A 26,120-nucleotide genomic window follows, 5' to 3' on the forward strand; every position below is an offset into this window, starting at 1 on the left:
CTACGGAGTGGCATAGCCGTACCCCAAACGCTGCAGGTCCGCACTAACACAACCTAAATAGATTCGCAAGTGGCGGGACGAGGGCTCCCCCTCTTGTCCCGTATATAATTAAGGAGTGAAATAGATTGCAATTTAAAATTGTCTTTTTAGATATAGATGGAACCATTTTGATGCCTGACCATACGTATTCAAATACAACCAAAGAAGCCATTTCACAAATTCAAAGGAAAGGGATTGAGGTCTTTATTGCTACCGGCCGCCCCCTTCACGAAATACGAGGGCTTGCAAATGAGCTAAATATTGATTCCTTTATCGGCTATAACGGCACTTATGCAGTCTATAAAAATGAGATCATATTAAATGAACGTGTTGACCAAGCTGAAATTAAGGCATTTTTGGATATTGCCAAACAACATCATCACGAAATGGTGTTGTTTACTTCTAATCAGAATTACTATACATCTCTTGATCATCCTTTAGTCGAACACTTTAATAAATCCTTTCATCTCAATCAAAATGCCTTGCTTAACGAGGATGTTATGGATCAAATTTTAAGTATGACTGTTATGAATGTAGCCCCCTCACAAACAAACTTATATCAATTAAATGAAAATATCCGTTTATCCCAGGTCAATGTAACGGGGAATAAACATGCTTATGATATTCTCCGCCTGGACGTTAACAAGGGAGAAGCCGTAAAAAGGGTTCTTCGCACACTCAATATTCCTAAAGAACAAGCGATTGCGTTTGGCGATGGGATGAATGATAAAGAAATGCTGGAATCCGTTGGCGAAAGCTTTGCCATGGGGAATTCACATCCGAACCTATTTCAATATGCCAAACACAAAACAACCTCTGTCATGGAGTCAGGCATATATAATGGCTTAAAACAATTGGGGCTGGTTAACTAGAAACACGGGGTTTTGGGATTTCAGGTGCTTAGAGGGATCGTGAAGCTTGGCTTCACTCTGAGGGAGTATGAGTCTTAAGGTGAATTTTTTTTGGTGCCTGGCACCAAAAATGGACATTTGTCCATATGGAAAGTACACAACCTTAAACAGACCACTTTCCGTTCATTTTGATATAATGGAATTACACGTCAAATTAAATGAGGGAATTCCATGTTTAGATTGATGAAAAAACTGATAAAAACAGGCTTAATTATTGCCCTCTTGGCAGGTGCAATCATTGGGCTGCTTGGTTATTTTAAATACAAAGAAGCGGTTGCAGAGGTCCCAATTAGGGAAAAGGTTGCCGCTATAAGAGAAGGTGAAAATTTCGTTCCGCTGGAGGAAATTACTCCCGATTTCACGGATGCAATTGTTGCGATTGAGGATCATCGCTTTTATGACCATGGTGCCATCGATGTGATTTCGCTCGTTCGGGCTGTATTCGTCAACGTAAAAGCGAAGGAACTATCACAAGGCGGGAGCACGTTAACGCAACAGGTGGGAAAAAATCTTTATTTCGGCAACGAGCAAAGCTTTATCCGAAAAGTAGCGGAACTATTTGTCGCCTATGACCTTGAAAGAATATACAGCAAAGATGATATTCTTGAACTCTATGTAAATATTGTTTACTACGGAGATGGTCATTACGGAGTGAAAGCAGCCAGCAGCAATTATTTTGGCAAAACACCGGCACAGCTTAGTTACGATGAAGCAACCCTCCTGGCAGGCTTGCCCCAGGCACCAAGCGCCTATGCCCTAAGCTCCAATTATGAAAAGGCGAAACAAAGACAAAGCGAAGTGATCGAGGCACTAACGGAATATCGAAATTGAACCATGGGGATGGGTCCTTTAATAGGACAATCGGAAGTTTTGCATGGAAAAAGGCACATTAAGCGATTTTTAGCTTCTTAATGTGCCTTTTAAAATTCTCGGGTGGGACAAGGGACTGTCCCCTATTTGTCCATTAGGCTTTCACCGGCGATTCCCGGGTTTGTCATTTCATATGGATCAAGGATGATATTTAATTCCTCTTCCGATAGTACATCGTATTTTAAGCATAATTCACGGACTGATTTTCCTGTTAAGTAGGCTTCACGGGCGATGCGGGAAACGGCTTCATAACCAAGATGCGGATTGACCGCCGTGATGATGCCGACACTCTTTTCGACGTATTCTTTCATCCGCTCCTCATTGGCCGTGATTCCTTTTACACAATGAGCGGTGAAGGTGCGAAAGGCATTGTTCATGATACTAATCGATTGCAGCAGATTAAAGACAAGTACCGGCTCCATAACGTTCAATTCCAGCTGCCCGGCTTGAGATGCCAGTGAAATCGTATGATCATTGCCTATGACTTGAAACGCCACTTGATTGATGACTTCGGGCATCACAGGATTGACCTTACCCGGCATAATCGATGATCCAGGCTGCCTTCCCGGCAAGACAATCTCGCCAAAACCCGTGCGCGGACCGGAGGCCATTAAGCGTAAATCATTGGCAATTTTACACATATTCGTCATACAGATTTTTAAGGCGCCGGACACTTCCGTATAAACATCTGTGTTTTGTGTGGCATCCACCAGGTTTTCCGCCCCCACAAGTGGCAGACCGCTAATCTCAGCCAGATGTTCGACGACCAGCCTAATATATTTCGGATTGGCATTTAACCCCGTTCCCACTGCTGTTGCGCCCATGTTCACCTGATATAATTGCTTCTGTGACTGCTTAATCCGCTGGATGTCCCTTTCGATGACACAGCTGTAAGCCTGAAATTCCTGTCCCAGACGAATCGGTACAGCATCTTGAAGATGGGTGCGCCCCATTTTAATCACGGAATCAAACTCTGCTGCCTTTTTTTCAAATTCCTGATGCATATCGTCCATGGCCGCCAATAATTTTTCTACTAGATTTAATGTCGCAATGTGAATCGCGGTCGGAAAAGCGTCATTGGTGGATTGCGCCATATTCACATGACTATTCGGGCTGACATGCTTGTAATCCCCTTTTTCCTGCCCCATCAGCTCAATCGCCCGATTCGCAATGACCTCATTGGCGTTCATATTAATTGAAGTGCCCGCTCCGCCTTGAATCGGATCAACGATAAATTGCTCATGCCATTTGCCATCGATCACTTCCTGTGCCGCCGCAGCGACCGCCTCTCCAATGCCGGAATATAGACGTTTTATTTCCATATTGGCCAGCGCCGCCGCTTTTTTGACCATCGCAATCGCCTTAATTAATTCTTCATGGATTCGATATCCTGTAATCGGAAAGTTCTCCACCGCTCGGAGCGTTTGAATCCCATAATAAGCATCTGCTGGAACTTCCTTCTCGCCTAAAAAGTCGCGTTCCAATCGCATTTTTTGATTTGACATAGATCTCTTCCTTATTCGCTGAAGTATTTTATTATTCCACAATATCATTTTATTAATGAATCATGAATTGGTGAGGATTCTGCAGCATACAGTGTCATAGAACCTTTTAGCAAAAAAATTCTCTGGAATGGACGAAAGGTTCTTCCTGCCTTTGCAGAACAACATATTAACTCCTTCGCTGGCAAAAGGAGTTAATACGATATGCCAGCCTTATCATGCCCTGCCCTAACTAACAATCTTATAATATTCCCTTGATGTTAATATATAAACCAACGCATAAAATACGGCAAATATAAGAATGGTTGCTGCTGTACATAGGACAAAGAGGTTCATGTTTGTTAAGTTTAACAGCGCCAAAAGTTTCGTAATGACTTTGAAGGCAAAAGCGATATGAATAACAGCTGTAACAAGCGGCAAGAAAAAGACAATGAGCACTTGGCTCTTGATCGATGTTTTGATTTCCTTTTTACTCAGGCCTACTTTTTGCATAATGGCAAATCGTTCTTTATCATCATACCCTTCCGATATTTGCTTATAGTACATAATCAAGACGGTTGCCATGATGAATAAAGCACCAAGGAACAGACCGAGGAAAAATAAGCCTCCGTATATGGAATAAAAAGATTCTCTTGATTCCTCTTTCCCTTCTGCGTGGCCATCGATGGACGCTTCATCCAGCTTGAGCGATAAAGCTTTCGTTAAGGCAATCTCATTTGCAGCGCTTCCTTCAGCATCAAAGCCGTAAAAAAAGGATAGATCCTTCCATTCCAAATAATCCAATTCTTCAGCTGGGTATAAAGCTTTAATCGTTACTTCATCTTTTACCACAACAAAATAACCGTCTGTCATCATCGCTGAAGCATCACCATTGATGGTTAAGTCTTTTAACTGTTCTTTAATGTGAAACTCCCGGCCTGCGATGGTAATGGTATTATGAACTGGATCCCCCCTGAAGGTGTATAGAAGTACTTCATTGTCATCAAGGTCAGTGGTAAGATTCTCCAACTGATTGAACTCAGCGAGCGGGATTAGTTCAATCATGGAGATATCCGGAAATGATTTCATCGTGGTACTGTCTGTTGTAAAAGAATTTCCTTGTCTTTTTGCAGGAAACGATGCCGAGCGATACGACACCGGATCTTTTAATTCGATGTGGTATTTCCCCGCTTCCTCCTGGATCATCTTTTCCACTGCTTGTGCCTGCTCTTCAGATATATTCTTGGCTGAAATATCAATTTCCTTCGGATAGCGATTTTCCAATAAATCTTCCATCCCAATATAAAGGGACACTGTCGTTGACAACATGACCAATACCATGGTGGAAAGAATACAAATATTGGCCAGGCCCACTGCGTTTTGTTTCATTCGATAAATCATACCAGATATACTGATAAAATACTTTGTCTGATAATAAAGCCTTTTGTTCTTTCGCAATAATTTCAACATAGCAATCGTTCCGGCGGTAAACAATGCAAATGTTCCGATAATGACAAGCAGGACGGCAAGGAAAAATTTATTTAGCGCAGCTAATGGTGATTCGGTTACGAGTGCGATATAGTATCCGGATGCGAGTGCTGCCACACCGATTAAGACGAGAATCCATTTCGTTTTTGGTTCTTTTTCACCCACCTGACCGCCTCGCAGCAATTCGATCGGTTTGGCCAAGTGGATATGTCTTAAATTGTTAAGAAGCGTCAGGATAAATATGCCAAGAAAAAGGACCCATGTAAATCCGATTGATGTTAGCGAAACAATAAAGTTTAGCGGCACTTCAAAATGCAGAATATTATTTAAAAGCAAAAACATTAGCTTGCTTATGACAATTCCGCTTACAGTTCCCATGCTCATACTGATGACAGTAACGAAAAAAGTTTCCCATATCATGATTCTGGCGATGTGCTTTTTCTCCATTCCGAGAATGTTAAACAGCCCAAATTCCTTTTTCCGCCGTTTAATTAAAAAGCTGTTTGTATAAAACAAGAAAATGACGGAAAAAATCCCAATGACAATGTTGCCTAAATTTAATATCGTGATTAAGGAATCGCCGCCGGACATTTCTTTCAAACCCGGATTTCCGGAAATAAAATGCATCATATAAAACATCGCGATTGTACTGATACATGTAAGAATATAAGGAAAATACGTTTTGCGGTGTTTATTGATATTGGTTAGTGCCAGTTTCGTGTAGAAAAAATTATTCAATTCTACCACCGCCCGTTGCAATGATGTTTAATGTATCCGATATTTTTTGGTACATCGCTTCATTCGATAATGATCCTTTATAGATTTGATGGAACACGGCTCCATCTTTAATAAACAGAACGCGGCTGGCATGGCTGGCTGCCTTTGTACTGTGGGTAACCATAAGAATCGTTTGCCCTGCTTCGTTAATTTTTGAAAAAATCTGCAGTAAATCATCAGAAGAACGCGAGTCCAACGCACCAGTCGGCTCATCAGCAAGAACGAGTTTTGGATTCGTAATGAGAGCTCTGGCCACCGCGGTCCGCTGTTTTTGACCGCCGGATACTTCATACGGAAATTTTGTTAAAATATCTTGGATTCTTAAGTTTTCAGAGAGCGGCCTTAAACGGTTACTCATTTCACTGTAGGATGTACGTGATAATACGAGCGGTAAAAAGATATTGTCTTGCAATGAAAACGTATCAAGCAAGTTAAAGTCTTGGAAAACAAAGCCGAGATTTTGCCGGCGAAATGCAGAGATCTCTTTTTCGCTAATGGATACGATATTTTTCCCGTTCAGTAAAACTTCCCCGCTGGTCGGTTTGTCAAGTGCGGCCAGGATATTTAATAACGTGGTCTTTCCAGAACCGGATTCGCCCATGATGGCGACATATTCACCATCTTCAACCGAAAAGCTAACATCTGTAAGCGCCTGAACATGATTGCCTCCGAACCGGGTTGTGTACACCTTTTTGAGATTCTTCACCTCTAGTAATGTCATGAAAAATTCCTCCGTCCCTTCGTTTTTAACATGTTCAGTATAGCAATGCTGCGATTTGTGCCGACATAACTTTTACTTACAGATGTGCCTTCATTTCTTACATTTTTGTAAGGATAAAAATGCTGCGGGATCATTCTACCCCGATTGCCCTGATCTCCAAATCAACCATGACCTTCGTTCCTTTTCCAACTTCAGATTCAATCGATATGGCATGCGACAATTTCGTTAAGATTTGTTGGCAAAGATAAAGACCGATTCCGGTCGATTGAAAAAATGAACGGCCGTTGTACCCGGTGAATCCCTTTTCAAAGACACGAGGAAGGTCTTCCGCTCGGATGCCAATCCCGGTATCTTCAATGATAAGCAGTTTTTCCTTCATATAAATTGAAATGGAACCTTCTTCTTTTGTATACTTCAATGCATTGGACAGAATTTGTTCAATCACAAAGAGGAGCCATTTTTCATCGGTTAATACGGTGCAGGTTACGTCCGAATAGTTCAAGTGGATTTTTTTTCGAATAAACATTTTCGCATTTTTCCGGATGGCTTGTTTAATAATCTCATCCAGATTATTTTTTTTAAAAACAAGATCATTAGACATATTTTCCAAACGAAGATATTGCAGAACAAATTCAACATATTGTTCAATTTTCAACAATTCCATTTCCAACTCGGCATTCTGCCTGCTTGGTTCCGATTGCAGCAGCAGCCGCATTGCCGCAATTGGTGTTTTGATTTGATGGGTCCATTTGGTAAAATAGTCGACTAAATCCTTTTTCATATTGTCGGCTTGTACGGTCCATTCGTTCTTATGTTTAGCGACAATCTGCAGCAGTTCTTGATATTGCCGTTCAATCACATTCTTTGGGGCAGGAAATGGGCCGATTTGCACGGTAATGGTTTTTTGTAAATGGTTTAGCGCTTTGTACCGCTTTCTAAATTTAAAAAAATCGACAATAAAAAAGAGGAAGCCAATGTATAGACATAAAACAATGGAGTAGAGGATCGGGGCGATGGGGAGATGGCTAAGCGAAAAAACAATGGTAAAACAGAAGGCAAAAAGGATGAACAAGACCAACGGTTTCCAATTTTTATGTAAATAGAGCAGAAGTACGTTTTCTTTATGAATTTTCATATCCGTCCACCAAATAGCCGAGCCCTTTCTTTGTTTTAATAAAATCATTCAGTCCGATTCCTTCTAATTTTTTTCGCAGGCGATTGATATTTACCGTTAGTGTATTGTCATCTATGAAGCTGTCAGTTTCCCAAAGCCGGGTCATGAGGACATCTCTTGAAACCGTCTTGCCTTTATTTTCAAGAAGAACATGCAAAATTTTTTGGTCGTTTTTAGTTAAATCAATTTTTTGACCATTAAAGGTAAGGGTTGCATCACTTGTGTTCAAAATGGCCCCGCGATGTTCGAGCAAATTGGATTGTCCGGTAAAATCATAGGTACGCCGCAGTAAAGCTTGTACTTTAGAAGTCAGAACGGTAAGGTCAAATGGTTTAGCCATAAAATCATCGCCGCCCATATTAATCGCCATGACAATATTCATATTATCAGAAGCAGAGGAGATAAAAATAATCGGCACCTTAGATACTTTGCGAATCTCATTACACAAGGTAAATCCATTCACAAAAGGGAGGGAAATATCCAATAAAACTAATTGCGGAGCAAAAGAAACAAATTGAGCCATGACATTTTGGAAATCCGCAACATATTCCACCGCAAATCCCCAAGACTGAAGGTGTTTCTTTAGCGTTCTGGCAATGACCATATCATCTTCGACAATGAATATTTTATACATAAACTTAACTCCTTTCGTCAGTCATTTAATTATGTTAATTTTACAATTAATACCACATTTATTCCATCCATAGATAGATAGCATCGGATTTCCTTCCATCCGAAAATGGCAAAAGGGGCTCAAATTCTTTAGCCCCTCAGCTTAACGTGACAACAGAACAATAACGGATATTTATTTTACCCCGCCAAAAACAGCTAGTTCCATCCACTTAAAATAGCAATCAGCATGCCTGAACCCGATGTCCCTGAGCCAGTTAACCTGAATATCAGCTCTTTCCAATATATTATCAGCTTTATCCGGGCGGTCATAATAGTCTTTCGCTTCTTCTTGCCTGTCCCTTTTATTGTAAGAAGCTAAGTAATCAATAAACAGCTCATCATGCAATCTTTCAATGTCGGGAGTGGCCGAGGCAGTATGCTCCATATTGATGAAAACTCCTCCAGGCGCTAAAACACTATATATTTCCTGATACAGCGCCTTTTTCTGGGCATGGTGCAGATGATGAATGGCAAAGCCTGAAACCACACAATCAATCGTATTCTCATCTGCATACTGTTTAATAGATTGACTGAAATCCCCATGAATAATTTCACAGCGGTCCTGATAATCCTTCATATGATCACGTGCTTGTTTGATCATCGGCTCTGAATGGTCTAACAACACAGCGGAAGCCTTCGGGTAAGCCTTTAACAGCACTTCAGCTAAAAACCCATTTCCGCATCCCAAATCGATCACTTTTGCCGGATTAGGGGTAAAGTGATCGACTACTTGAAGCATCATTTTCACTTGTTCCGCTCCAAACGGAATCCCCCCGCGAACCTGTTCCAGATAATGTTGTGTAACGTCCTCGCGCTGCCAAGTTGTTTTTGCCATCATTTCTCCCCCTAGTAAAAAAATAAAAAGCCTGTCATCTCACTAAGAGACGACAGGCTTGACCTGCGCGGTACCACTCTTTTTGATTTGTCTGTCATGACAAATCCACTTTAGACCAGATTACGGAGGTCAACCGTTAAGGCCTAATCATTCTTCGAGTCAGCCTTACCGCTTATGGGCGAGTTGGGGAATTTATGGACTGCCTTGCACCAACCGGCAGCTCTCTAGACAATAAAACATTCCTTAATACTCCCATGCATTGCGTTTTAATAGATTTCTAAATTTTCTCTATTTTAGTATTTGCCACTCTGCCCGTCAACCCATATTTTGTAAATTTTTCATTAAAATGATTAATACTGCGTTCTAGTCCCGCTCCTTTGATTGTTTCGTTTATCCCATTCTGTACTCGTACCATTTAATCAAACGTTTGATTAATTTCCCCTTTCCAGCAAAAAGAGAGCCAATCCCTGATTGCTCTCTTTTAAACTATATGAATAAATCTCGTATTCATCAAAGTTAGTACGATCCCTTGTTGGGAGAAATTAGGGAAACGCGAGAACCATCCCCGCGTTTTTATTTATAATAGTTTAAATCCTTCTGCATATTTCGATGGAATAAAATCGATTATCTCATATTTTGCAATTTCTTTAACATAGAAAGGGTCTTCTTTAATGATTTCTAATACCTTATCTTCAGAATCTTGGTTGATTAAGATTACCCCGCCTATTCGTGGTTTTCTTCTTCCTGAAAAAATAAAGTGACCTAACTTATAGTTTTTATCAAGATACTGATTATGTTCTTCTAAGTTCTCTTCTACAAGTTCCAATGACTTTTGAAAGGTTAAAACAGCAAAAAACATTTTTTCATCTCCTTAAAATAAACCCTATATATCCATATATTATCGTGTAGAAAAAAAGTCGTTCAGTCCTCCAACTAATTGATTTCTCAGTAAACCATCTGCCGTAATACGCATCTTTGTTTTTCGAATTTCATTATTTGCGTAAAACGTCCTAAACCAATTAATGATGGAATAAACGGACTCCTGAGAATGCCATTACTACACCATATTCGTTTGCCGCATCAATTACTTCCTTATCGCGGAATGATCCGCCAGTTTGCGAGATATATTTGACGCCTGCTTGTACAGCACGATCAATATTATCTCTGAAAGGTAAAAGCGCATCAGAAGAAAAAGATACATTTTTAAGTCCATTTAGGTATTCTCGTTTTTCATCTCGAGTAAGCCTATGTGGAATTTCCACAAAACACTCTTCCCAAGCTTTTCTTTCTGGTATTGTGGTATCATCCGTAAGCCACGTATCGATTGCATTATTTTGTGCAGTACGTGAAATACCGTCACGGAATTTCATTGACAGAGCTATTGGGTGCTGCCTTAAGTACCAGTTTTCTGCTTTTGTTGCAGCTAGTCTCGTACAATGAATGCGAGATTGTTGTCCGGCACCTACACCTATCGTCTGCCCATTTTTGGCAAAACATACTGAATTGGATTGCGTATACTTTAGTGTTATTGCAGAAATTAATAGATCTCTCTTTGCTGATTCGGGTAAAAGTTTGTTTTCAGTCACTATATTGTTTAATATCTTTTCAGTTAATTGCACATTGTTTCTTTCCTGAACGAGGTTAACCCCGAATAAAGTTCTTTCCTCTAATAGCTCAGGCTCATAATCCTGATCAATCTCAATAATTAGGTACTTTCCCTTTTTCTTGGACTTTAGAATTTCCAAGGAATCCTCATCATATCCTGGTGCCACAACCATATCAGAAACTTCTCTTTTCAAAATTTTTGCAACAGAAAGATCCACTTTATCACTCAGAGCAGCACAATCTCCAAATGAAGACATTCGATCTGTTCCTCTTGCCCTAGCATAAGCAATAGCAAGTGGAGATAATTCCAAATCGTCTACAAAATAAGATCTGGCCAGTTCTTTGCTTAATGGATTATACACGGCTGCCCCCGAAGGACTAACGTGTTTAAAAGAGGCAGCCGCTGGTTTTCCTATAGCTAATTTAAGTTCCCTTACAAGTTGATAAGAGTTAAAAGCATCAAGTAGGTTGATATAGCTTGGCTCTCCATTAAGAATTTTAAAAGGTAATTTTCCAGAGTATCGAACCTTAGCATCTCCTTGATGAGGATTAATGCCATACCGCATTGTTACTTCTTCCATTACACATTCACCCTTCCATATAAATAAAAAAAGCGTTTGAATTTTTCAAACACTTTGCCCAGGCGAACGGCTTATCTATCAATGTGTTCCCTCGTGGTAATCCACGTTTAATCGCCAGTACACATTGATATGATGCATTTTTATTTTACCAAATTTTACCTATATCTACAAGAATATAATATCTTCACTTTGCAGTTCCAAGAGGTTAAAATTAATAACCTTTTTGACGTATGATTAAATAGCAGAAACTGTTCAAACTTCTACCCATTATGAATGAAATTCGTGTTCGTCACAGTTAGTACTCTTATATTCTATTGGGAAAAATTAAGGAAACGCGAGAACCATCCCCGCGTTTCAGTTGTGCGCTTTTTGTACCATTTCTGCCATTAGCTCAAGCAGGGGCTTTCTTAGTTCATCGTTTTGCAGGGCGAATTCGATGGTTGTTTTTAGGAAGCCAAATTTTTCTCCGACATCGTAGCGGGTGCCTTCGAAGTCATAGGCAAAAACACGCTGGATTTGGTTCAGCTGCTGGATCGCATCTGTGAGCTGGATTTCTCCCCCGGCACCTTCCTGCTGTTTTTCTAAAAAAGTAAAAATTTCCGGTGTCAGCACGTAACGCCCCATGATCGCTAAATTAGACGGAGCTGTTCCCGGGGCTGGTTTTTCAACAAAGTGACTTACCTGATAGCGTCTGCCATGTGAAGTTAAGGGATCGATAATCCCATAACGGTGGGTTTCATTGTCTGATACATGCTGCACTCCAATCACCGAGGCATGCGTTTCGTCATACTGGTCCATTAATTGCTTCAAGCACGGGGTCGTATCGCTTTGCACGATGTCATCACCAAGCAGGACAGCAAAAGGCTCGTCCCCGATAAAGTTACGCGCACACCAAACCGCGTGACCCAAACCCTTTGGCTCCTTTTGCCGGATATAATGAATATTGGCCAAATTAGAGGAATACTGCACCAACTCCAATAAATCTAGTTTCCCCTTTTCAATTAAATTCTGCTCAAGCTCAGGAGCGTTATCAAAATGGTCCTCAATCGCCCGTTTTCCTTTTCCTGTTACAATGATGATGTCCTCAATCCCCGACGCCACCGCTTCCTCAACAATGTATTGAATCGTAGGTTTATCCACGATTGGCAGCATTTCCTTCGGCATCGCTTTTGTAATCGGCAAAAAGCGGGTACCCAGTCCTGCAGCCGGAATAATGGCCTTTCGTATTCTTTTCAAAGAGGTCCTCTCCTATCGATCTAGCTATCTATTTTTCATGTATTATGCTTGACTGTCAAATTAGAAAACACCTCTATTATATCATGTTCCAAGAAACAGGGGGACGGTTCTCCTGTTTCCCTATATTCTTCCTTTTCATAGCTAAAGAAGAGGGCTACTAACCTTATTTGCAGCTTCACAAAAAAAATGCCGTAGAATCGAATTCCACAGCATTTTTTGAACATAATTTCAGGACATCACAGCGATGAAGCTTCTGCTATTGCCGTGTTTTCTGCTTTTTTCGGTCGTACTACTGCCCATGCGAGACCTCCAGCTATTAGAAGGACAAGGGCACAGGTTTGAAAGGCAGAATGGAATCCTGCTGCCGGGCTTGAAGCATGCTGCACGAGAATCCCTGTCACATACGGACCGGCAATTCCGCCCAATGATGTAAACGCCATAAACCAGCCTTGAATTTTCCCCTGATGTTTTTTCGTCACGAGCTCAGCCAATATGGCCGGCCCAAGAACTAATGTAATACAGCCAAAGGTTAACCCAAGTGATAGTAAGGTAATCGAAAGAAAGTTAGACCTGGCCAGCGTGCCCAGGAAGTAGCAGACTGCCCCCGCTGCCAGAACAGGACCAAGGACAAACACACGGCCTTTCACCACATTTTTTGTCTTATAGAAAAGACGGTCAGAAAGCGTGGAAAATAGAATCTGTGAAAGAGTAATGAGAATCCATGGCAGAGCGACAACGATTTGTAATTGTTCCGCACTTAATTTGCGGATGTTTTCCAAGTAGTTTGGCAGCCAGCTCAGCCCAATAGTAAAGGACCAATAGGTAGCAAAACCGCATAACGCAATAAAGAGGAAGTTTTTCGAAAGCAGCACAGATGAGAATTTTATTTCAGGTCCATTCTCCGCTGCGCCAAGCTTTTCTTTTACTGCCGCAGGTTCAGATTTTGCTTCCTTCTTCTCTTTTACCAGCCATAACCAGGCAGCAATCCAGATCGCCCCAACAACCCCTGTCGCGATAAAAGCCGAACGCCAGCCAAAGTTCATAATCAAATTCATTAATATTGGGGCAGAAATCGCAACCCCAAGCGGTCCGCCAACGGATACGATCGATATCCCCAGCCCTAATTTTTCCTTAGGGAGATATTTAGAAGCCGCCGTCACCGCTAAAGAATAGGAAGGACCTTCCCCGGCCCCCAAAATAATTCTCGTAATTAACAAGTAGGCAAAGCCTGATACAAATATCGTCGAAAACTGGACAAGCGACCAAATGACAACCATACCAGCGATAACAATTTTCGTTCCAACCCGGTCAGCAAGTGTCCCGCCCAATACAGCAGAAAGTGAATATAATAGAAAGAATACGCTGCCTACCACACCCCATTGCTCAGGAGTCAAGCCTAATTCCTTCATAATAGGCACAGAAGCGAAGCCAATGATGGCCTTGTCCGCATTACTGATAACCGTTAATAAGAATAACAGGGCAATCACAAGCCAGGCTGATTTGCTGATTTTCATCCCTTTTACGTCTTTATTTTCCATAGAAAACCTCCACATAGTACTTTAATATTTATTTGAATTTTTTGAATATTTTACAAAAAAATAACCCTGACCTAAATACATCAATGCGCAATTCTTATTAGGTCAGGCTTTTAAGACAAAGCACTGCCACTTCCAAGGATTTTAGTTTGAGTAACACTATAATTGAAATGAACTAAAATCGTTAAAACAGGAAGTGGCATATTTATGATTTGGTTGGTTAGCCCATGCACAGCACTGGTGCCCGGTCTTTAAGCTCAGTTCTCCTTTATAGTTTGACACTCAAGCTGGCACAAATCCATCGAACCGGAGCACTCTGTTTAAATGTTCGATGAATTCGCACTTACGACAGTCTTTTCCAATAAAAATTGCGTTAAGATGGTGTTAAACTCTTCTGGTTTTTCCCATTGCGGCCAGTGTCCTGCATCTTTAATAACGATAAATTCGCTGTTTGGAATCATATCCTGCAGCGGCTTGCCCTCTTCAACGGTTGAAGTCGGATCATGATCCGTCCATGCTAATAAAGTCGGGACATTGATTTTGCTGCACCATGACGGATCCCAGGAAAATTGCTTTCTCGCCTCGATATCCTGAAGATAGACGATGTTATAGACCGCTTCTTGATATTCCGGCTTTGTATAGATGTTATAACGGGTTTCGATCAGCTCATCTGTTACTTGGCTTTTATCATACATTAACCACTCAAGTCGTGTTTTCACATTTTCATAGTTTGCTTCCACAACAGCCTTGATCGTTGAATCTTTCAATCGCGCCATGACTTCAGGCTTGTTATTCACATTTCCCGGTGTATTCAGCACTAATGCTTTCACGTATTTCGGATGGTTGGCTGCAAACCAGGCCGCCACCCAGCCGCCTAAGGACTCACCGGAAATATACGCCTGTTCTAAATTCAATGCCTGCATAACGGCTAATAAATGATCACTGTAAACATCAATGCCATAAGGGCGATTCGGTTTTTCCGTATAACCATGACCAACCATATCGAGGCAAATAACGCGGAATTTCCCGCTTAACCCTTTGATATTTCTGGCATATGCTTCAATATGCCCCCCTGTGCCATGCAGCAAAATAAGCGGTTCCCCATTTCCTGCTTCCAGAACCCGCGTTTTGATACCGCCGGCATTTACATAATAAAGTTTAAACTCCAAATCCGCTAATTCACTCCAAATAGTCATTTCATTCTCTCCCTCTATCGATGCATTTTTTTATTTAAATACTCACTTCATGCTGTGATGAGATTTGCTTATGAGTCTTGCCCACGGACTGCTTGAACTGGACCATCGCCATTCCTGTTACCCACTCGGGAATCGGTTCATAAAAAGCGGTATCTGCTTCAAAGCTTTGCAGCGCACCTAATAGGACAAGCCAGTTGCGAATTTCCTGCCCGCCATTGCCGCCGTTTTCCTCAATAAATTCAGAGCTCCACTCTCTTAAAGACGTAAAATCTTTTTCCGCGATTAAGCGCAGAACTTCCCGGTCCCATGCTTCATTCACCGGACCTGACTTGATTCGTGTCACCCGTGTTTCCCTTGTTTGCAAATATTCATCGAGCTGCTCAATTTCCTGGCGGCCATTTTTTAAAATATGAATCAATCCTTGATCCTCTTCTTTGTCACTGTCAATTTTCGGTATCGGCACCCAATGGGACAAACCGCCTGAAGCGACAATCGCTACCTTTTTATCGGTTTCCCATGACTCAATCGCCTGGCGCACGACTTCACCTAATTGGAAACAGCGATCCATCGTTGGCAGCGGCGGTGCAGCTGTATTGACAGCGATCGGTACAACCGGAATATCTAATTCTTCATTTAAAAAATAAATCGCCTGTGTATGGCCATGATCGACCTTCATTTTCAGCGTAAAGGCGAAATCGATGTTATGCTCTAAGCCCGTCCTTAAAATATGTTTGGCTAGCTCCTGCTCAACAGGGATTTTGTATGGCGGGATCTGCCAGTCTCCCCAGCCTTCGCAGTCGCCAATGCCAATCGTGAACGAAGGCATATGGTCGTAAAAATAGCTATTAAAATGGTCATCCGAAACCAATACTAATATTTCTGCTTTTGTTTCCCGCAGCCATTGCTTCATTTCCGCTGCTTTTTGCAAAAATCGTTGTCCTTTTTCTCCAGCAGCGGCTTCACTCGTCATAATCATTGGACTATGTGACATCGCAATGCCGGCAATCAATTCAGCCATTTTTTCAACTCCTATTATTTTGGTTTTATATAGAAGAAATTAATAATTTTCTCTCGCCTCGAGGTTGACTCTTTTCTTCAGAAAGCCGGCGATGCCAGATAATCGATAGTCTCCCTTTTAAAAAGAAAGGCAGCGGTGTCAGTGTTTTTAACGAGTGAGTTTCGGTTACGCTCATTTCTGCTTCTACAGAACGCAAGCCGTTTTGCAGCGTAACGAAATAGGTGCCGGGAGCCGGTAGCGTATAATACGGATGCGGCTTTAGGGAAAATCCGTCCCAGTCGCACTGCACCTCGTAGAAACTCCCGAGAAAATCAGGCAGCTCTTCCACTTTTCCGCTTAATAATCTTTCGCGAATACAGGTGGAACTAATTTTCTCCCCCTTGCATTCCACTTTTTCTACCTTCGTAACCTCAATCAGTCCGTTCGCATCCCTCTTTAACCGCTCCATATTCCCTGTACCCTTATAGCCATAGGAAAAATCAAAACCGGCGACTGCATGGACAACACCGAGCCCGAGCAAATACTCAGCGACAAACTGTTCCGGCGCAAGGGAGGCAAATTCCTGATCGAATTCAACCATATAGAATGTGTCCACTCCAAGTTCTCGGAGCCGCTCTTTTTTTTCAGACAGCGGCATCAAATAGCAAACCTGTCTTTTTCCATTGGATATAACGGTTTTCGGATGGGGAAAGAAACTCATAACGGATAAAGATACATTGTTCTCCTTCGCCTTATGTGAGGCCGTTTTGATCACTTCGCAATGCCCTCTATGAAGACCGTCAAAAAACCCAAGAGCCATGACACTTCTTTCAGCCTTTTCCTGGCAAAACAGCAAATTTTCCCGGGTGATAAAAATCGTTTCCATGCAGTCTCCTTTCTTGGGAACAGGGGGCGCTTCTCCGAAACAGAGGGACGGTTCTCCTGTTTCCCTATTTTCTTACATTTCATTGTTCAAGAGTAATATCTCGGGCATGCTCCGAACATTCGCAACACATATCATCATTGAGGATGATATTCCTAGTTTTTTTGATGGGTAGATTTTAGGCAAGTGTCGGAACCGTCCCTTCGTTTCTAGACTGGTAGATTTTAGGGAAACACCGGAACCGGAACCGTGTTTTATCCCCTAACTCCTGAGTCAAAGCCAAATAGTTCTTTTCCATAGGCGGCAACGGAATCTTCGTATAAGGATGTCTTATGGGTAGCAACGGATAAGATATCGCGAATAAGCAATTCAATGATTCCGCCTTTATATAGTGCTCCCCCTCCAAGAGTCAACAGAACTCTGACGGCAATATCTGTGCAGGTCTTTGTGATTTGTGTCCGAATTGCAAAGAATTCTGCGCGGTTTGTTGTCCGGCCATCCTTCTCGTAATTTTCTAATAGCGTAATATATTTATCCATTAGCCCTTCCGCAGCATGGAATTGGGTCATAATTTCCGCCAGTACCCTTTGGCTTCTTGGCGATTGGCTTTCTGTGACTCCCTTGTCCATGAGGCGGACACGCTTTTCCGTCGCCTTTTTAAATTCTTCAATTAACCGTTCGGCACCGCCCAGCGCCATGTTAGGGAACCCAAGATAGAATGCTGGATAGAATGGAACATGGTATAAAGGATAGTCTTTATCATAATTCTCTTCAGGTGGTCTTCCCGTTGTATCGGCTGCCTTTAAGCGCAAAATCCGTTCCATTGGGACAAATACGTTATCCGCAATAACCTGGTTGCTGCCGCTGCCTCTAAGTCCGAAGGTATCCCAGTTTTTCACAATTTCTACTTCAGATGCCTTTAACATCGGTAGGCAAACCTCCGGCTCGTCACTGTCAGGGAATTGAATCTCAACCCCAAGACCGATCCAATCACTGTATAAACAGCCGCTGGCAAAGTTCCATGTTCCGCTGATACGATACCCCTCTCCATCTTTTTCGGCACTTCCTACCGCTGCGAATACATCACAGATGAGGCCACCCTGATTGATGATTTCATCTCGGCCCTTTTTAGGCAGGTAAGCAGGCAGGACGTTGTGCAGTGGGTAAAGATACGTCAACCAGCCAGCCGAAACATTATAGTAAGAGACCGTACGAACGATTTTTGCGAACGTTCTCAAATCAACTTGCGGACCGCCATATTCCTGCGGAAGCATGATTCTAGCAATTTGCGTATCTTTAATAAGGTTGACGATATTTTCAGAAATCGTGGCATTTTTCTCTGCTTCCTGTGCTTCCTTTTCCGCTAATTCACCAATTCTTTTTGCCCCTTCCAGCAGTTCTTCTGTTGTTGCAACTTTTTCCGCATATACCTTTGCCATATGAATATTCCTCCTATTTTGGATTGCTTGTTTATGATTTTTAAAAATAGATAGTAACTTATCCCAGGACCTGTTATCGCTTTCAATAACTACATTTTCAAAGTATTTATATTGTTTAACCTGATAGATACAGTGTATTAAATTCTGAATATTTAGACTAGAACAAAAAATGTTCATGTTTTTCACGTTGATCGCTAATTTTTGTTCATTTTGGACAGAGAGACTTCCACCTTGCCCTCGTTTCAATATCAGAACAAAGTTCAGCAAATTCCAGACGTCTCTGGCGCACATGACAAAAACCACCCAGCTAGGAAAAACTGGATGGTTTGATTTAATGGAAAACTGTATTCTGAACTGGTAGATTTTGGGTAAACACTAGAACCGTCCCGGCGTTTCTCTCTAAATATCTAATTCCCCTAAGGCGATGAGGGATTTGATAATTAACAGTAATTGATGGGTTTCATTTGGGTCACGAAGATCCTTGTTCAATAATGTTTCGATTCTTTTGATCCTGTGCCGCAGGCCGCTCATGGAAAGGGCTAGATCACTCATGGTCTGTTCAAGCTTTCCTCCATTTAATAAGTAAATATACAGTGTTTTCAGCAGTTCAATGGTCCGCGGATCCTCGGTATTATACAATGGTCCGAGTTCATTTTTGGCAATCATTTTAATGCCGTTCATATTTTTCGAATTAATCAGCACGCCGACGATTCCTAGTGAAGAAAATCCAACTATTTTCTTTTTCATTGTCAATCTTAAAGCAATCGCTGCTTCCTCATAATGGGTCAAGGCTTCGGCGATGTCAGTCCCCTCATTACTGATGCCGAACTTAAAATCACCGACAGGGTATTTTTTTAGCAAAAATTCATCAAAATCATGAATCAGGCTTTGTACAGCCGACTTCTGCCATACATCCTTCATCATCAATAAAATGATATGTCCTTCCCGCTGACCGACTAAAATCGGATATTTTTTTTCATTAAAGTAACGGAACGTCATTTCAAGAATCTGTTCCTGTAAAAGAAAATCCTCTTCCATGGAAATGTTGGCTTTCTGATATTCCATCACCGTGATATAGTAGGGCTGCGAAAGGTCCAGACCAGTATATTTGCCGCGATTGATGATTTCCTTTGCCGGGAATTGGGAGGCTAATATTTGTTCAAGGAAATTCCCCTTCATCCGCTCAAAGGACTCAAACTTCGTCTTCTCGTTTAGGAGAATGAGCGAGGCCGCATTGGCAAAACGGTCTAAAGCCAAGTAATCTTCATCTAGCGTATCACTTTTTATATCATCATAATAAATAAAGGAGCAATACCCTAAAATCTGCTTTTGCACTAGAATTGGCGAGATAAGGCGCTTCTGCCTCTCTGTTTCGATGGTTTTTCTTTTTGAGGGTAACTGATACTTCTCCTTATCCCTTTGAAAATATTGATCCATATCCTCTTTCAGGATTTGATAGATTTCCTCTGATAAACCTGCATGGACAATCGTGCGATGCTCGTTATCCTCAATCAAAATGGGGATTTTCGCAATGCCGTAGACCATATCGGCAATTGTTTGTAAATTACTGCCATTGGATATCTCTTCTGTTAATTTTTTTTGAAAATCAGACAGCCGGGTGACAAACTTTTGCCGTTCCAGCAATTGTTCATAAGTATATTCCAGTTCTGCCATAATCGGGGTTTCATGATAAAAAGAAAGCTCCTCATACATACCGCTTTCCCATTCCTTTTGTGTCCGCGTAATCCAGCTGCACTCTGGATCTCCCTTTCCAACACAGGTTAATTCTTTTGCGAGAACAGGCTGCCCGCAAATCGTTGACATGAAACCGCTTGAGTAGCCAATCAATGTATGGCACACTTGGGTGTCAGAAATCCCGAGCCGTTTAACATGCTCAATGGCTTCATAAGAATCAACCCATGTCCCTTTTCCCAGCAAGGATACGATATGATGATCCTCATCAAATTCGACCGTACATTCATGGGTGTAGCCTCGAATATGCCCGGTTTTCATATGGACAATCGGTCCTTGCTCTATTAGTGTTTCTAATGAAATATTTGCCTCCAATGCTTGCTTCGCCGCATTTTCACCCATTTCCCAGCCAAAACGAATCAGAAACCCTTTTATTCTATCAATTCCAATATTGCGGACCAGCTGATGCCGCATAATCCCTAAAGCGGTTGAGGAAGTGGTTATTTGGCGGTCATATACTTCGATTTGTTGATCATAGTTTTGATCTTTAATTTCGATTTTCATTTGCATACACCCCTTTCAAAACAGGGGGACAGTTCCCTAGTATTGAGTTGGTCCATCCCCTTGTTTCTCCTACTGTCCAACCTTATTTACCTTTCATTGAAATCTCCTTATTCCAATCTTAACATAATGAATACTTTGCAAACACTGACGATTGCTTATTCATTCCCCTTGTTTTAATGAGCCTAGAAGTATTAATCCTTTATGACAATCTATCAAAAAATAAACCAATCTTCTTACCCTCATATATAATAAAGTTAATAAATACCAAGTGCGGCGGCATACACTCGAAGCCGCAGGAGCGAGTAATGTTAAAAGGAGAGGAAGCGCCATGGGAACCATACAGGAAAACACAAGAAAATGGAAAAACATCACCCGCCTTTTATTACTCGTTACTTTACTCTTATCAATTCTGTTTATCATCATTAGAATCGCCCAAGCACCAACAAAACCACCGGATACAGGCCAGTTTATAAAAGTGAAAAGCGATTATGTGTTAACCCTGCTGCAATGTTGCTTAGGCATTGTGGTGATGAGGATTCCAGCTTTTATCGAGAGGAAAAAAGCGATCGATATCCCGGATATGATGGAAATCATCTATTTCTTATTCCTGTTTTGCGCCATCTATTTAGGAGAGGTTCATAATTTTTACTATCTAGTTCCTTATTGGGATAACATTCTCCATGCCTTCAGTGGGGCAATGTTAGGGGCAATGGGGATTATTTCGGTGACCCTATTGAATGATGAGAAGCATTTGAATGTGAAATTGAGCCCGTTTTTCATTGTCTTTTTTGGCTTCTGCTTTGCGCTTACCGCAGGTACGATTTGGGAGATTTATGAGTTTTTAGCGGATGGAATCCTGTCATTAAATATGCAAAAATTTATTCTCGCTAACGGCTCTATACTAGTCGGTCGGGAAGCATTGTCGGATACCATGATGGATTTAATTGTAGATGCCTTGAGTGCATTATTGGTTTCTGTTATTGGCTACTTTAATCTGAAAAAGCAAAAACGGCACGAATTTCAGGACAAAAAACGGATCATCCGAGTCTAACTGCGAAATTATTTATCTATCATTCCAACAAATGAAGTAGTGTACCATATAGCAAAAATGAGATAGGATAAAACTAAAATCATTTGAATTGGGGGTGGAACATTGAATAGACGTCCCTATCTATTTTTGCTTGGAGGGATTTTTTCCTTAATGATCGCGATGGGAATTGGCAGATTTGCTTATACACCCATTCTGCCGCTCATGCAGCATGCTCTTTCGTTTACTGATGCAGCAGCGGGGTACCTCGCTTCGAGCAATTACGCAGGATATTTAGCCGGGGCGGTTTTAGCAGGAGTGCTTCCTTTGAAAAAACATAAAACCTTTTATTTAAGGCTGAGTCTCATAGTAAGCATTTGTACTACCTTTAGTATGGGGCTGTCTCATGCTTACAATCTGATGCTGGGCCTGCGTTTTATCTCAGGAGCAGCAAGCGCGTTCATCTTTGTTTTAGCTTCAAGTATTGTTTTAGATAAACTTGTCGCGGCAGGTAAAACCAGTTGGTCAGGGCTGCTTTATTCGGGGGTTGGGTGTGGCATCTTCTTTTCAACGCTCTTCATCCCGGGCTTAAACCATTTATTTGCCTGGGAAGGTGTATGGATGGGACTAGCCATTGTAAGCATCATTCTAGCAATCTTTGTCTGGCTGTGGCTCAAAGATTCCCCACACTTGGGCAGCCATACGGATGAACAAGCTGCTGTCAAACAAGTACCTCCCCCTAAATGGCTTCCCTGGTTAATTGCCGCCTATGGACTAGAGGGTTTAGGATACATTGTCACCGGAACCTTTATCGTCTCCATTGCCGAGAAGACCGCAGCCTTTAGCAGTGATCCTTCCTTCGTTTGGATCGTTGTTGGATTAGGAGCGATTCCATCCTGTATCCTCTGGTCAACGCTCGCCAACCGCTGGGGATTTGTCAAATCATTAGTATTTTCCATGGTACTGCAATCGCTTGGCATCATCCTGCCTGTCTTTTGGTTATCCCAGATGAGTCTAATGATAAGTGCTTTATTGTTTGGAGCCACGTTTATGGGCATCACGACAATCGCCACTACATTGGCACGGCAAATGAGTCCGGCAAACAGCAGCCGCATCATTGCTTATATGACCGCTATTTATGCTGCCGGGCAAATGATTGGGCCAACCATAGCTGGAATCCTATCCTCTTATACTCAAAGCTATAATCCCGCTTTGATAGGAGCAGCTTGTGCGGTATTCATTGGGGCCGTGCTGCTTCTAAGCGGTATTCGCCTTGAGCGCATGAAAAACATCGAAACCATGACTGCTAAATAAATCTTTTTAAAAACAAAAAAGGAGAGCCAATCACTTATGATGACTCTCCTGAATATGGTTAATGAAATCAATTCTGCTGACTCCCATACAATTCCTGATAGGCGATAATCTTTAACGCTGTCATTTCATCCTGAGAAAACTCGTTTGATACTTCCGCGATTATTTCCTCTTTTGAAGCCGTACCAGCTTGGACTCGATCATACATATCATATAATTTTGGCATTCCAATGCGGTCGACGACTTCTTCAATCGCCTCTTCTTTTGTGTCAAATGGCAGATTATCCATCTCAGGGACCTTTGCATTGTTATCTCCCGCAGCAGATTGCCCGCTTTGATTAGCGAACATTTGTTGAAATTCAGGAGTCGTTTCGACTTCTTTGATCAATTTCTCCAGTTCAGGGTCATTTTTGACCATCTCCCTCACTTCATCCATTTTACCGGAGGACTCTAATTCTTTAGAAACCTTCTCAATGGCAAAATTTAAGCCAAATTGGTAAATTCCAAAACCAAGCACGATTAAAAGAACGATAGGAACGACAATCCATTTTACAAATTTCATTTTTCCCCCCCGTAATCTGAAAAAGAATCATAGTTCTCATTTTAGCAGAAGTTAGGATAATAATTACTTTATCCAGCAATAAAACTTAAACATTGTTTGAGCGATTCTTACGCTTTTAATTGAATAAGTTATTACAAAATATCATCGTACTGTATAGGAAATCTCATTTTTTAGCTGTGTTATAATAATTATGAGTTTAATATATAAACAAACTTGATTGGAGGTAATACTAGTGCAAGCAATGACTTTATTCCCTATTTTGCTTATGATTATTATTTATCTTGTTGTTCTTGGATTTGTAATTTGGTTTGCGGTTAGCCTCATTAAAGCGCAAAAGGAAAGAAATACGATACTTAAAGAGATTTCACATAAACTCGATGGGATAGAGATTAGAAAAAAGGAAGAGTGATTTACTCTTCCTTTTTTCTACTGAGCAATACGTATCTAAAAATTAGCGCTTATCCTTGTATCGTTATGTAGTTATCAATCACTCTATAATCCATTGGATATGTTGAGCATTTATGAATTTGGTCGATTTCATGGTCGATAAATCCATTATATATGTCTCCCCAACAGAGTTTTTAAAAACGCCTGTTAATAGGGTTCCAAAAGGTGTAAGGTGTTCCATTGAATGATATACGAAATATTTTCCATCTGGTGAAAAACCAATTGGATGATATCCAGTAAATTTTTCATCATATATTCCATAGAATTTCTTGATTATATTTTCATTTCCCTTTTCCTTCAGATAAAGCGATCCTTGCTTTGAAAAAATAGTACGATGATTAAATTGATTTTGTATATAATTTGTATCTATTTCCATAACATCTTCCTCAAGCAAAATCGGTCTTTCTCCTTCTTTTATCGAAAACAAACTCCAAGAACCGTTATTCATCGCGATAAAATAAATAGTTTGACTTGCTTTATCATAATAAAAGTCTGTTAAATTATCATTATAATCCCCGGAACTGTCTTTTCCTTTCCCCTTGTGGCTATATAGTAAGGTCTTATTTTGCAGGGTGGCATCTGATTTAAATAGAGTGAGTGCCCCATCCACTCTTTCAGTATAATAAATCGTTCCTTTTAACTCTGATAATAGTTCTGCATGAATATGGTTTCTCAAATACTGAAAAACATTAAAGGATATAGCAATTATTATTAATAGTAGAATTCCTCTGTTCAATTTTTTCCTCATGGACTCACCAATCCTTTTATTTGGAAAAATGCCAGTTTGTTAAATATAATGACTGCCATTACAAAAAATCAGTTTTCACCTTTAATAGGTAATATTGGTCTTTCATCATGATATCTTGAATAAGTCCAGCCTCCATTTGAGACACCTGTACAAGCCTCATCCATACAAGTAAAAATGTATGATTGCTTATCAGTTTCAACAGAAATCTCATAGTGGAAAACAGATGAGGGGTCAGCAACATTGAATCGACTGACACCTTGTTTAATGGCATAAACCGTTTCTTTTGAGGAAATTTCTTTAAACTGTTCAGTTTCTATTACCATTTTTGTCATTTCTGCTAAAATTTCTTGGTCATCTAAATTGGGCGTATAGGTGCTTTTAATATAATTGGTAATCAAAAAATAGAGATTTAATAGCAAACTGATGCAAACCAGAATAACTAGCAGCTTTGATTTTTTCAACTTTAGCATTTATGATGGGTCCTCCTATCAGGTATAATCTTCAATTCATTTACATAGTGTAATTTTACACTTTCGCTAGAATATTGTAAATTATTTCCTGATAGGCTATTCTGCCCTTTTTTATAAGGGTAATATTTTGCAAATCATTTTATCTTTCGCTGTTAGATCCGTCCCTGTGCTTCTGCTGGACAATGCTAACCATCAACTAGGTTTTCTCGACCTTTGGGGCGCTATCAACGCCTTTTAGTGACCGTCAGCTCTTTTTTCCCGACCTCACGGGCGCTATCAACGTCTTTTAGTGACCGTCAGCTCTTTTTTCCCTACCTTACGGGCGCTATCAACGCCTTATAGTGACCGTCAGCTCTTTTTTCCCTACCTCACGGGCGCTATCAACGCCTTTTAGTGACCGTCAGCTCTTTTTTCCAGGCCTCACGGGCGCTATCAACGTCTTATAGTGACCGTCAGCTCTTTTTTCCAGGCCTCACGGGCGCTATCAACGCCTTTTAGTGACCGTCAGCTCTTTTTCCCTACCTTACGGGCGCTATCAACGCTTTATAGTGACCGTCAGCTCTTTTTTCCAGGCCTCACGGGCGCTATCAACGTCTTATAGTGACCGTCAGCTCTTTTTTCCCTACCTCACGGGCGCTATCAACGTCTTATAGTGACCATACGCCGTATTTCTCCTGCCTTACGGGCACTATTAACTCTCATGAACCTGCCTTTTTTACAAACCAAAACACAAAAAAGAGCACCCACTCAGGGTACTCTTTGATTTGCCTGGCGGCGTCCTACTCTCACAGGGGTAAAACCCCAACTACCATCGGCGCTGAGAAGCTTAACTTCCGTGTTCGGGATGGGAACGGGTGTG

Annotated in this window: 23 protein-coding genes, 1 rRNA gene, 1 riboswitch and 1 other annotated feature; of the genes, 5 read left to right on the plus strand and 19 right to left on the minus strand. The window is 41.2% G+C overall.

Annotated features, from left to right (window positions below; genetic code table 11):
- The first annotated feature begins 125 nt into the window (after positions 1-125).
- Both HNR53_RS17325 and HNR53_RS17330 read left to right on the plus strand, forming a co-directional pair.
- Positions 126-911, plus strand: a complete 786-nt coding sequence (locus HNR53_RS17325) for an HAD family hydrolase (RefSeq protein ID WP_184528325.1) — start codon at positions 126-128, stop codon at positions 909-911.
- Positions 912-1,121: 210 nt separating this feature from the next.
- Positions 1,122-1,781 carry a biosynthetic peptidoglycan transglycosylase gene (locus HNR53_RS17330; RefSeq protein ID WP_184528328.1) on the plus strand — a complete coding sequence of 220 codons (660 nt, stop codon included), beginning with the start codon at positions 1,122-1,124 and terminating at the stop codon, positions 1,779-1,781.
- A 122-nt stretch (positions 1,782-1,903) separates the two neighbouring features.
- Here the strand turns inward: HNR53_RS17330 and aspA are convergent, their stop codons facing one another.
- The 15 genes from aspA to HNR53_RS17405 form a co-directional block, all read right to left on the minus strand.
- Positions 1,904-3,325: an aspartate ammonia-lyase gene (aspA, locus tag HNR53_RS17335; protein WP_184528330.1), complete on the minus strand. Its 1,422-nt coding sequence runs from the start codon at positions 3,323-3,325 to the stop codon at positions 1,904-1,906.
- A gap of 225 nt (positions 3,326-3,550) precedes the next feature.
- Positions 3,551-5,527 carry an FtsX-like permease family protein gene (locus HNR53_RS17340; protein WP_184528332.1) on the minus strand — a complete coding sequence of 659 codons (1,977 nt, stop codon included), beginning with the start codon at positions 5,525-5,527 and terminating at the stop codon, positions 3,551-3,553.
- Positions 5,520-6,287 carry an ABC transporter ATP-binding protein gene (locus tag HNR53_RS17345; RefSeq protein WP_184528334.1) on the minus strand — a complete coding sequence of 256 codons (768 nt, stop codon included), beginning with the start codon at positions 6,285-6,287 and terminating at the stop codon, positions 5,520-5,522. Before HNR53_RS17345 ends, HNR53_RS17340 begins: the two co-directional genes overlap by 8 nt.
- 130 nt (positions 6,288-6,417) lie before the next feature.
- Positions 6,418-7,422 (minus strand): sensor histidine kinase, encoded by a 1,005-nt coding sequence (locus HNR53_RS17350; RefSeq protein WP_184528336.1) that lies wholly within the window; start codon positions 7,420-7,422, stop codon positions 6,418-6,420.
- Positions 7,409-8,095, minus strand: a complete 687-nt coding sequence (locus tag HNR53_RS17355; protein ID WP_184528338.1) for a response regulator transcription factor — start codon at positions 8,093-8,095, stop codon at positions 7,409-7,411. Before HNR53_RS17355 ends, HNR53_RS17350 begins: the two co-directional genes overlap by 14 nt.
- A 171-nt stretch (positions 8,096-8,266) precedes the next feature.
- Positions 8,267-8,971, minus strand: coding sequence for a class I SAM-dependent methyltransferase (locus HNR53_RS17360; protein ID WP_246439649.1), 705 nt, complete (start codon positions 8,969-8,971; stop codon positions 8,267-8,269).
- A gap of 39 nt (positions 8,972-9,010) precedes the next feature.
- Positions 9,011-9,237: a binding site (T-box leader), on the minus strand.
- Positions 9,238-9,545: 308 nt separating this feature from the next.
- Entirely contained in the window at positions 9,546-9,827 is a 282-nt protein-coding gene (locus HNR53_RS17365; protein WP_184528340.1) for a YciI family protein, read from the minus strand.
- Between the two features lie 160 nt (positions 9,828-9,987).
- Positions 9,988-11,154: a phosphoribosylaminoimidazolecarboxamide formyltransferase gene (locus HNR53_RS17370; RefSeq protein WP_184528342.1), complete on the minus strand. Its 1,167-nt coding sequence runs from the start codon at positions 11,152-11,154 to the stop codon at positions 9,988-9,990.
- A gap of 49 nt (positions 11,155-11,203) precedes the next feature.
- A riboswitch (ZMP/ZTP riboswitch) is annotated at positions 11,204-11,285 on the minus strand.
- A 223-nt stretch (positions 11,286-11,508) separates the two neighbouring features.
- Positions 11,509-12,390 carry a UTP--glucose-1-phosphate uridylyltransferase GalU gene (galU, locus tag HNR53_RS17375; RefSeq protein WP_184528344.1) on the minus strand — a complete coding sequence of 294 codons (882 nt, stop codon included), beginning with the start codon at positions 12,388-12,390 and terminating at the stop codon, positions 11,509-11,511.
- Between the two features lie 236 nt (positions 12,391-12,626).
- Entirely contained in the window at positions 12,627-13,928 is a 1,302-nt protein-coding gene (locus tag HNR53_RS17380; RefSeq protein ID WP_184528346.1) for an MFS transporter, read from the minus strand.
- 317 nt (positions 13,929-14,245) lie between these two features.
- Entirely contained in the window at positions 14,246-15,121 is an 876-nt protein-coding gene (locus HNR53_RS17385; RefSeq protein ID WP_184528348.1) for an alpha/beta fold hydrolase, read from the minus strand.
- Between the two features lie 34 nt (positions 15,122-15,155).
- Entirely contained in the window at positions 15,156-16,139 is a 984-nt protein-coding gene (locus tag HNR53_RS17390) for a DODA-type extradiol aromatic ring-opening family dioxygenase (RefSeq protein WP_184528350.1), read from the minus strand.
- 25 nt (positions 16,140-16,164) lie between these two features.
- A complete protein-coding gene (locus tag HNR53_RS17395) occupies positions 16,165-17,004 on the minus strand; it encodes an FAD synthetase family protein (protein ID WP_184528352.1) in 840 nt (279 codons plus the stop codon).
- A gap of 251 nt (positions 17,005-17,255) precedes the next feature.
- Positions 17,256-18,440 (minus strand): acyl-CoA dehydrogenase family protein, encoded by a 1,185-nt coding sequence (locus HNR53_RS17400; RefSeq protein ID WP_184528354.1) that lies wholly within the window; start codon positions 18,438-18,440, stop codon positions 17,256-17,258.
- Between the two features lie 399 nt (positions 18,441-18,839).
- Complete coding sequence (locus tag HNR53_RS17405) at positions 18,840-20,696, minus strand: XylR N-terminal domain-containing protein (RefSeq protein WP_184528356.1); 1,857 nt, start codon at positions 20,694-20,696, stop codon at positions 18,840-18,842.
- Positions 20,697-21,024: 328 nt separating this feature from the next.
- Here HNR53_RS17405 and HNR53_RS17410 point away from each other — a divergent pair, with 328 nt between their 5' ends.
- Together HNR53_RS17410 and HNR53_RS17415 are read left to right on the plus strand one after the other, a co-directional pair.
- Complete coding sequence (locus HNR53_RS17410; RefSeq protein ID WP_221452372.1) at positions 21,025-21,747, plus strand: DUF2238 domain-containing protein; 723 nt, start codon at positions 21,025-21,027, stop codon at positions 21,745-21,747.
- Between the two features lie 102 nt (positions 21,748-21,849).
- On the plus strand, positions 21,850-23,037 hold the full coding sequence (locus tag HNR53_RS17415; protein ID WP_184528359.1) for a YbfB/YjiJ family MFS transporter: 1,188 nt from the start codon (positions 21,850-21,852) through the stop codon (positions 23,035-23,037).
- Positions 23,038-23,104: 67 nt separating this feature from the next.
- Here the strand turns inward: HNR53_RS17415 and HNR53_RS17420 are convergent, their stop codons facing one another.
- Positions 23,105-23,596 carry a hypothetical protein gene (locus HNR53_RS17420; protein WP_184528361.1) on the minus strand — a complete coding sequence of 164 codons (492 nt, stop codon included), beginning with the start codon at positions 23,594-23,596 and terminating at the stop codon, positions 23,105-23,107.
- A gap of 232 nt (positions 23,597-23,828) precedes the next feature.
- Between HNR53_RS17420 and HNR53_RS17425 the strand changes: the two genes are divergently transcribed.
- The gene (locus HNR53_RS17425; RefSeq protein ID WP_184528378.1) at positions 23,829-24,005 is read left to right on the plus strand and encodes a hypothetical protein; all 177 of its coding nucleotides are present in this window, start codon (positions 23,829-23,831) and stop codon (positions 24,003-24,005) included.
- 78 nt (positions 24,006-24,083) lie between these two features.
- On the opposite strand, the gene HNR53_RS17430 is transcribed toward HNR53_RS17425, so the two are convergent.
- The 3 genes from HNR53_RS17430 to rrf all read right to left on the minus strand — a co-directional run.
- Positions 24,084-24,779, minus strand: coding sequence for a hypothetical protein (locus HNR53_RS17430; RefSeq protein WP_246439651.1), 696 nt, complete (start codon positions 24,777-24,779; stop codon positions 24,084-24,086).
- An 80-nt stretch (positions 24,780-24,859) separates the two neighbouring features.
- Entirely contained in the window at positions 24,860-25,261 is a 402-nt protein-coding gene (locus HNR53_RS17435; protein ID WP_184528365.1) for a hypothetical protein, read from the minus strand.
- A 766-nt stretch (positions 25,262-26,027) separates the two neighbouring features.
- Positions 26,028-26,120, minus strand: a 5S ribosomal RNA gene (gene rrf, locus HNR53_RS17440); the annotation flags it as partial.

The sequence above is a fragment of the Bacillus benzoevorans genome, from assembly GCF_014207535.1.
GTDB classification, from domain to species: Bacteria; Bacillota; Bacilli; order Bacillales; family Cytobacillaceae; genus Bacillus_BD; species Bacillus_BD benzoevorans.

Coding starts and splice junctions, on each gene's coding strand:
- HNR53_RS17390 (WP_184528350.1), bottom strand. CDS start 16,139: ATGGCTGAATTGATTGCCGGCATTGCGATGTCACATAGTCCAATGATT.
- HNR53_RS17420 (WP_184528361.1), bottom strand. CDS start 23,596: ATGAAATTTGTAAAATGGATTGTCGTTCCTATCGTTCTTTTAATCGTG.
- HNR53_RS17385 (WP_184528348.1), bottom strand. CDS start 15,121: ATGACTATTTGGAGTGAATTAGCGGATTTGGAGTTTAAACTTTATTAT.
- HNR53_RS17360 (WP_246439649.1), bottom strand. CDS start 8,971: ATGATGGCAAAAACAACTTGGCAGCGCGAGGACGTTACACAACATTAT.
- HNR53_RS17350 (WP_184528336.1), bottom strand. CDS start 7,422: ATGAAAATTCATAAAGAAAACGTACTTCTGCTCTATTTACATAAAAAT.
- HNR53_RS17365 (WP_184528340.1), bottom strand. CDS start 9,827: ATGTTTTTTGCTGTTTTAACCTTTCAAAAGTCATTGGAACTTGTAGAA.
- HNR53_RS17380 (WP_184528346.1), bottom strand. CDS start 13,928: ATGGAAAATAAAGACGTAAAAGGGATGAAAATCAGCAAATCAGCCTGG.
- HNR53_RS17410 (WP_221452372.1), top strand. CDS start 21,025: ATGGGAACCATACAGGAAAACACAAGAAAATGGAAAAACATCACCCGC.
- HNR53_RS17370 (WP_184528342.1), bottom strand. CDS start 11,154: ATGGAAGAAGTAACAATGCGGTATGGCATTAATCCTCATCAAGGAGAT.
- HNR53_RS17355 (WP_184528338.1), bottom strand. CDS start 8,095: ATGTATAAAATATTCATTGTCGAAGATGATATGGTCATTGCCAGAACG.
- HNR53_RS17330 (WP_184528328.1), top strand. CDS start 1,122: ATGTTTAGATTGATGAAAAAACTGATAAAAACAGGCTTAATTATTGCC.
- HNR53_RS17400 (WP_184528354.1), bottom strand. CDS start 18,440: ATGGCAAAGGTATATGCGGAAAAAGTTGCAACAACAGAAGAACTGCTG.
- HNR53_RS17405 (WP_184528356.1), bottom strand. CDS start 20,696: ATGAAAATCGAAATTAAAGATCAAAACTATGATCAACAAATCGAAGTA.
- HNR53_RS17435 (WP_184528365.1), bottom strand. CDS start 25,261: ATGCTAAAGTTGAAAAAATCAAAGCTGCTAGTTATTCTGGTTTGCATC.
- HNR53_RS17395 (WP_184528352.1), bottom strand. CDS start 17,004: ATGGAAACGATTTTTATCACCCGGGAAAATTTGCTGTTTTGCCAGGAA.
- aspA (WP_184528330.1), bottom strand. CDS start 3,325: ATGTCAAATCAAAAAATGCGATTGGAACGCGACTTTTTAGGCGAGAAG.
- HNR53_RS17345 (WP_184528334.1), bottom strand. CDS start 6,287: ATGACATTACTAGAGGTGAAGAATCTCAAAAAGGTGTACACAACCCGG.